We start from the raw sequence: 243 nt of genomic DNA on the forward strand, positions 1-243 counted from the left end.
GGTGCATCGTGGGAACGGCCGATTTCACAGGATACATGGGGGCGAATGAAGCCAATCGGCATAAAAAATATTCGACTGATAAATATTGAAAGCAATGTTGAGATTTCGGGTAAAGTCGATGGCTATGTGTCTGAATACGATTTTAGAAGGCTGACGCTCGCTCTTGCAGATTGCCGAAAATACCATTTGATTCCCCACATTGTTGTCGGACAAAAGACGCCGCCTTCTGCGCTGATTTTTGCC

General features: G+C 45.7%; 1 protein-coding gene. It reads left to right on the forward strand.

Annotation, left to right across the window (positions count from 1 at the left end):
• Positions 1 to 45: 45 nt before the first annotated feature.
• Positions 46 to 243 (forward strand): hypothetical protein (locus SB752_RS33150; RefSeq protein ID WP_410719619.1); only part of this gene is annotated, 198 nt, incomplete at its 3' end.

It is taken from the genome of Brevibacillus sp. SIMBA_040 (assembly GCF_046535075.1).
Classification (GTDB): domain Bacteria; phylum Bacillota; class Bacilli; order Brevibacillales; family Brevibacillaceae; genus Brevibacillus.